Genomic DNA, 6,456 nt, shown 5'->3' with positions numbered 1-6,456 from the left:
GGGCAAGTGGCGACGAACTGTGAATCCCACGCGCTGCGCGCCGTGGGAGTGTCAACCTGATAACCTGACCCGTTCACGTACATGCTTCTAAAGCCAGCCGCATACAGTCACGCGATCGTACTTTCCGGAGAGAGGCGGTCTGTTGCATTTCTGTTTTCAGGTTCGATGCAGTGCGCTCCTCGAACGAGCGCGAAATCGTTAAACGGCATTTGCCCTATAGCCTTCCCGAAGGGGGCGGATGGAGAAGACGGTACTTCCCACGCATGATATTTAACCGACCCATACCTCCCACGCATAGTAGAAGCCGAAGACGACGCTCCCCAAACCGGCGAGCAGCCTGATGGGTGTGTTGATGCGCGCGAAGCGCTCCGCCGTGAACACGAATGGCAGGCTGATAAGCGCGCTCATCAGGAGCATTCCGCCAATTGAGCCAATGCCGAAGATGAGTAAATAAGCGAGTCCGAGCGCGCTCGATCCGCCGCGCATCACTTCGGTCAAAACCAGCAGCGTCAACGCCGCCGATCCGGCCAATCCGTGCATCATTCCGACCAGAAGCGGTTTCCAACCCAAATTGCCGATGATGTGCGCGTGGCGCGCGTGATGCTGAGCCTCGCGCGGGTCATGTGCGCTTCGTTCATCATGGAAGTGAAGGTGCGTGTGCGCGTAGCCGTCGTGCTCGTGTGCGTGGACGTGGACGCGGCGATTGTCGCGCAGAACGCGGTAAAGGACGTGTGAACCTAAAAGGATGATCATCAAGGCGACAGCAAACTCCAAATAGGTCGCCGCCCGTTCGGGAATTGCGACGCGAAACAGGATGACGACGAGACCAGCGATGAGCAAAGAAAGGGTATGCCCTAAGCCCCACAGGGCTCCGACCAGCGCCGAACGCCAGACGGATCGCTGTTCGCTGACGATGGTGCTGACGGCGACGATGTGATCGGCTTCGGTCGCGTGCTTCAAGCCGAGCAGGAAGCCAAGCCCGAGCGCAAGATTGATCGTTTCTGTCATCTCTCAAGCCTCTTTCGGAATCCGGAGCGCCATTTAGAATCGGCGTAAAGCTTATCTTTGGAATCCGCGTCGCGCAAGCTGGATTCGAAATCGGGCGCGAATTCGGCAGAAGAAGGCGAACGGATGGTCCAAAGCGGCGATTTGGCCGCGCCTTGGTGATGATCGCCGCCCCAACTTTGAAAAAGACGCGCGGATGGTTAAGGCGGTCTTCGTTTCTCATGCGTCAGAGAAGAACGAGTGGCCGATCGGGACGGCTATTAGCCGTCCCGGATGGCTAAAACGATCGCGGAAAGAAGGCGCACTTTCCGATCGGTCGCTTATTCGAAAACGCGCTCGACCGAAACGATGCGGACGTTCTCCGGCTTGACGTTGATCGGATACTTTTCGACCACCTTATCCTCATCGAGTATTTCGCGCGGTTTAGGCGAGGTGTAGGTTATCGGTGATGGGCGATTGTTGATGATTGCGTCGCGCAGGGCGTCAGCATCTTCGGTCACGATGACGATGCGCAGCGCGTCGTTGCGCAAGTGTTTGCGGATCGCACGGTTGACGTCTTCGAGCGTCAGGCGTTTCAGTTGCTCGCGCATGTATGTGGCAAAGTCTGGGATTTGATAGTACCGGCTATCGAGCGCATAGCCCAGTTGCGCGTCCTGCGTTTGCATGAGCACATCGATGTACTTCGTCAAGAATTCGCGCGTCGCGTCGAAGCTTTCGCGCGTCAGCCCGTCGCGCAGGAGCTTATCGAACTCGTAAAGAGCCAAGCGCAGCGTGAAATGGGCGTTTTGCGATTCGACCGGACGGATCCAGATTTGAAAGATCTGTTGCTGACGCGCGAGGTTCGGATCGGGCGTGAACTGAAACATGCCACGCGGGAAGTATTCGATGTAAGCGTAATCGCCGTAGTTCAAGCCGCGCAGCTCGCGTATGCGTTGGTAGAGGTAGCTGTTGCTCGACCGGTGTTGGCCGAAATAGGAAGCGACGAGCGCCAGCGCGGGCCAATCCGGATCACCGCGTTTGACCGAGATGGGAAAGCCAATGGAGATGGCCGTCGAGCGGGTCGGTCGCCGGATGATCTCGACGTGCGTGCCCGGTTCCATCTTCGGCGCAGGGAAACGAGCTTGCGCCCGTTCGCCGCGCGGGAGCTTGGCGAAATCGGAGGTGATCTTCGCCGCGAAATCCGAAGGATAACCGCCCGCCAATCCGATGACGAGGTTGGCCTGCGTGTAATGGCGGCGATAGAACTCGCGCACGTCATCGAGCGAGAGCTTTTCGAGAGCGCTGACGCGCCCCATGTTGTGATGGCCGTATGGCTGTCCGGCGTAGATGACGTTGTAAAGATGCTCTTTGCCTAACTCTTCGTCGTTGCTCTGACGCAGATTGATCTTCAGGAAGTTGATCGCGTCCGCTTTCAACCGTTTGAAGTCCTCTTCGCGGAAACCGGGATCGAGCAGCATTTCGCGAATGAGCGCGTAGTAACGTTCGAGGTTGTCGATGTGAGTCGTGCCGTGGAAAACGGTCATCTCCTTATCGACCTGCCATTCGAACGAAGTCGCCAGCGGATACATCTCTGCGACTATCTGCTCGTATGTGCGCGTACGTGTGCCGCCTTTGGCGAGCATGGCGGCGGTCAATGAAGCGACTCCTTCTTTGCCCTGAGGATCGAAGGCCGCGCCCGTGGTGAAAAGGATGCGAAACGTGACGAGCGGCGAGCGATTGGGCAGAAGCACGGTGGCGATCTTTTCGTCCCTCATGGTCGTTTGAGCGCTCGTTGGTCCAGCAAAGAGGCAAAGGGCCACGAGCACTAGCGCGGTCGAGTTTCGCATCGTCAGCGTCCCCCCTCCTTTTTCGCGCCATTCGGTCGAGCGGCGAGCGTTACGATGGTGCGGTTCTTCTCCGTGAAATAGCGCGCCGCCATCTCGCGTATGTCTTCGGGCGTGATCTGATCATAGAGCGCGTAGAGGCGCTCGACCGTCTCCGGCGTGCGGCGCAGGGCGACGAAAGGAGCTAACGCGCTGGCGACCGCTTCGGAGCTATCCATCGCGAGCGCGAACCCATAGCGCAGGTGTGAGCGCGTCGCATCGAGCCTCTTTGGGTCCACCGGCTCGCGCGTGAAGCGCTCAAAGGTTTTGAGCACTTCGTCGCGAACGTATTCGACATCCTGCGGATTCTTGACGCGCGCGTAGACGGTGAAAAGCTCAGGATCGATCTTGTTGTCGAATTCGACTTCGATGAGATCAGCCTTCTGTTCCTTTAGGACCAGCTTTCGGTAGAGATCTGAATTTTCGCCGAAAGCGATCGGGGCGAGAAGATCGAGCGCAGCCTTGTCCTTGCGCTCATCGGAATAGGCCGGACCGCGAAAGGCGATGGCGACGAGCGGCAAAGTTTGCGCCGGCCAATCGACGTGCGCCGTGCGCGGCCCGTCTTGTGGCGGTTCGCTCGGAATCTCGGGGCGATAGTTGCCGCGCTGCCAATCGCCGAAATACTTGCGCGTCAAAGCGAGCGCGCGGTCGCGCGTGACATCGCCGACCAAGATGATCGTCGTGTATTCGGGACGGTAATAGCGGTTATAGAATTGAAGGCTGTAGTCGTACTGGTTGGGCATGTCTTTGATGTCTTCGAGAAAGCCCATCGTCGTGTGCGAGTAGGTGTGGCGTCGAAAGGCTGTTGCGCGCAGCGTTTCGTAGAGCTTGAAGAATGGGCTGGAGCTGTTCTTGTTGTACTCGCCGAGCACGGCGCCCGTTTCAGTTTGGTAAACTTCCGGCGAATACTGAAGTCGCAGAAAGCGGTCGGCTTCAAGCTCCATGATCCTCTCCAGATCATCCTTTGAAAAGACTTCGTGGTAGACGGTGCGGTCATCGGTTGTGTAAGCGTTGGAGCTTGCGCCCGCGCGTTTCAGGAGCGCATCGCGCTCTTCGGGCGTGAAATTCTTGCTCCCGCGAAACATCATGTGCTCGAACAGGTGCGCGTAGCCGCTCTTGCCCGGCTCGACTTCGTTGCGCGAGCCAGCGGCGACGACGATGTAGAGAGCGACCAAGTTCGGGTGCTCGGTCGGCGCGGTGATTAGGCGCAACCCGTTCGGCAGATCATCCACCGCGTAATCGTAAGGGAGGATTTTGCGCTTCTGCTGCGCGAGCACCGCCAGCGGCAGACAGAGCAATAAAGAGCAGGCGAGAAGAGACTTCATCGTTCGAACTCCTTAATGGGCCTATCAACTTTTGAGGAGAGCGAAGATCTAGATTCTACCAGAGATCATCCGCGTTGTCGTTTGCGTGCGCCATCTCTTCGGCAAGCTCCGGCGGCAGCTTCAGGATCTGTTGCCAACCCGATTCATCGCGCAACATCGCCGCCGTCAACTCATCGCGCAAAAGGCGCAGACGCTCGCTCAACGTGACGGGATAACGTTCGATGTCACGGAAGCGGTGGCGTTGTTCTTCGACGAAGGCTTTGAGCTTGGTGATTGAAGGGATCGGCTCGTAACGACCGCTCTCCCAGAAGGGTCTGAGAAGCCGTTCGACGCGCGCTGCGCCGGGGATTTCGACCTCCTCATCTTCCAAACCGATGACATCGCCGACGTAATTGCCTTGCGCGTCTGCGCCGCGGAAGAGTTGGAGTTTACCGGGCAGCGTCGATTTTTCGGGCGTGTTGGAAGCTTTCAGGGTGGGCCGCCCTTCGATCGCGCACTGTTTGAAGATGACGCCGGCGACGCGCGGCACTTCCGCTGAAAGTTTCGTCCCGATGCCGAATCCAGCGGCTTCGGGAAATTCGCGGACGATCTCGCGCACGCGCTCGACGTCGAGATCGCCCGTCAAGATCGGCATCAGTCCATGTAGTCCGTTTGCCTCGAAGAGGCGCAAACACCATTTGGCGAGTCGCACGTGATCGCCCGAATCTATGCGAAAGCCCCTGAAGGCGCGACGCCGCGCTTCGCTCGAAGTCGCCGCCATCACGGCGTGAACGGCCCCCATGTAAACGTTGATCGTGTCAAGCAGCAACACGGTCCCTTGCGGATTGGCATCGAGCCAGCGTTCAAAGGCGACCTGTTCGAAATGTTTGGGCCGCCCGGTGCGCGGATCGACCTCCGGCTCGTAGAGATACTCGATGTAAGACTGTTGCCAGTAGTGCGCTTCGGTGCCGACCGCTGGGATGTCGAGTCGGTAGGCGGCTTCCATGTTCGACGTGTCGTTGAAGCCGCCGATGTAAGCGTAGGCGGCGACTTCGACTGCGCGTTCGATGTCGCCGTTTCGGCGCAGCGAGAAATCCGAAAGCCAGCGATCCCCCGCCGCCATGCGAAAACGCATCGCGGTGCTCGCGATGGTCATCGGAAGATCGAAGGCGTGTTCGAACTTGATCTCTTGCGCTTGCGTCAAGGCGAACGGCCCGGTGATGTCAGCGAAGGGTTCGTTGGCGAAGACGATCGTGCCGGGCGGTACGGCGCGCACACGCCCGACGAAATGCATGTCTTCGACGGCTCTGGCGAAAAGCTCCAGTCCGCCGCGATCCTGCGCGATGAACCGCAGGCGCGGGCGATCCAAGTGACTGTCAACCAGTAACCGGACCAGCCGTTCATGCCCTAGACATGGAGCGAAGGGAAGCTTTCGCTGCGTCACGTAGAAGGTCGCCTCCGCTTCGCTCAGCGGTTTGGCGCGCAGCCGCGTCGCGTCCTTGTACGCGGCTGAACCCATCGTCGCATGGTAGCGGTCGAAATTAAGCGTGCCCATGGTCGGCGAAGATCAGCAAAAAATGAAAGATGAGCGAGGAAAGCATCAGATGAACGAGCGCCTGGATCAATCGCAATCTCCGCGTCCGACGCCGCAGAGCGCGCTGCGTTCTCAAACTATCTCCGCTCCCGCGCGACGCATCTCTTCGATAGCGCGCTCTTCGTCGTGCGGCTCGAGATTGACGGCGCGCGAGGCTTCGCGCAAGACCTTTACTTTGAACCCTTCGCGCAGCGCGTCAAGCGCCGTGTGTTTGACGCAGTAGTCCGTGGCGAGTCCGCCGATCCAGACCTCTTCGACGCCATGTTCGCGCAGGATCTTCTCCAATCCGGTTTGATCGAAACCCGAATATCCGTCCGTATCGCCCACCCCCTTCGAGATGACGATGATGCGCGGATCATCCCTCAGTTGCGGATGAAACTCCGCGCCCTTCGTCCCTTGCACGCAGTGGACCGGCCACTTACCGCCATAGGCGGCGAAATGTTTGGTGACGGTCGGGTGCCAATCGCGCGTTTTTATCACGAGATCGCCGCGCGCGAGGAATTCGTCGATCAAGCGATTCAGCGGTTCGATCACCTCATCGCCGTGAGGCACGGCCAACGCGCCTCCGGGGCAGAAATCGTTCTGCACATCGACCACGATCAACGCTCGCTTCTTGTCACTCATGGCCTCTCCTCCGGCTTTCGCCGTGGACTCGGCGAAGAGTTATCATCGCATAGCTTAATCCGACCAA

At 58.8% G+C, this 6,456-nt stretch carries 5 protein-coding genes; all 5 read right to left on the bottom strand.

All coding sequences use genetic code 11. From position 1 onward, the window contains the following. Positions 1-270: 270 nt before the first annotated feature. On the bottom strand, positions 271-1,008 hold the full coding sequence (locus C4334_RS10920; protein ID WP_352432118.1) for a HoxN/HupN/NixA family nickel/cobalt transporter: 738 nt from the start codon (positions 1,006-1,008) through the stop codon (positions 271-273). Positions 1,009-1,325: 317 nt separating this feature from the next. After that, complete coding sequence (locus C4334_RS10915; RefSeq protein ID WP_352432117.1) at positions 1,326-2,831, bottom strand: M16 family metallopeptidase; 1,506 nt, start codon at positions 2,829-2,831, stop codon at positions 1,326-1,328. A 2-nt stretch (positions 2,832-2,833) separates the two neighbouring features. Further along, positions 2,834-4,192: a M16 family metallopeptidase gene (locus C4334_RS10910; protein ID WP_352432116.1), complete on the bottom strand. Its 1,359-nt coding sequence runs from the start codon at positions 4,190-4,192 to the stop codon at positions 2,834-2,836. Between the two features lie 55 nt (positions 4,193-4,247). After that, positions 4,248-5,726 (bottom strand): nicotinate phosphoribosyltransferase, encoded by a 1,479-nt coding sequence (locus tag C4334_RS10905; protein ID WP_352432115.1) that lies wholly within the window; start codon positions 5,724-5,726, stop codon positions 4,248-4,250. Between the two features lie 111 nt (positions 5,727-5,837). After that, complete coding sequence (pncA, locus tag C4334_RS10900; protein WP_352432114.1) at positions 5,838-6,389, bottom strand: bifunctional nicotinamidase/pyrazinamidase; 552 nt, start codon at positions 6,387-6,389, stop codon at positions 5,838-5,840. Positions 6,390-6,456 lie beyond the last annotated feature (67 nt).

Origin of the sequence: Pyrinomonas sp. (assembly GCF_040289685.1) — a bacterium.
In the GTDB taxonomy this organism is placed as follows: Bacteria; Acidobacteriota; Blastocatellia; order Pyrinomonadales; family Pyrinomonadaceae; genus Pyrinomonas.
The sequence above is the reverse complement of the archived record's forward strand: the minus strand, read 5'-3'. Positions and strand labels throughout refer to the sequence as shown.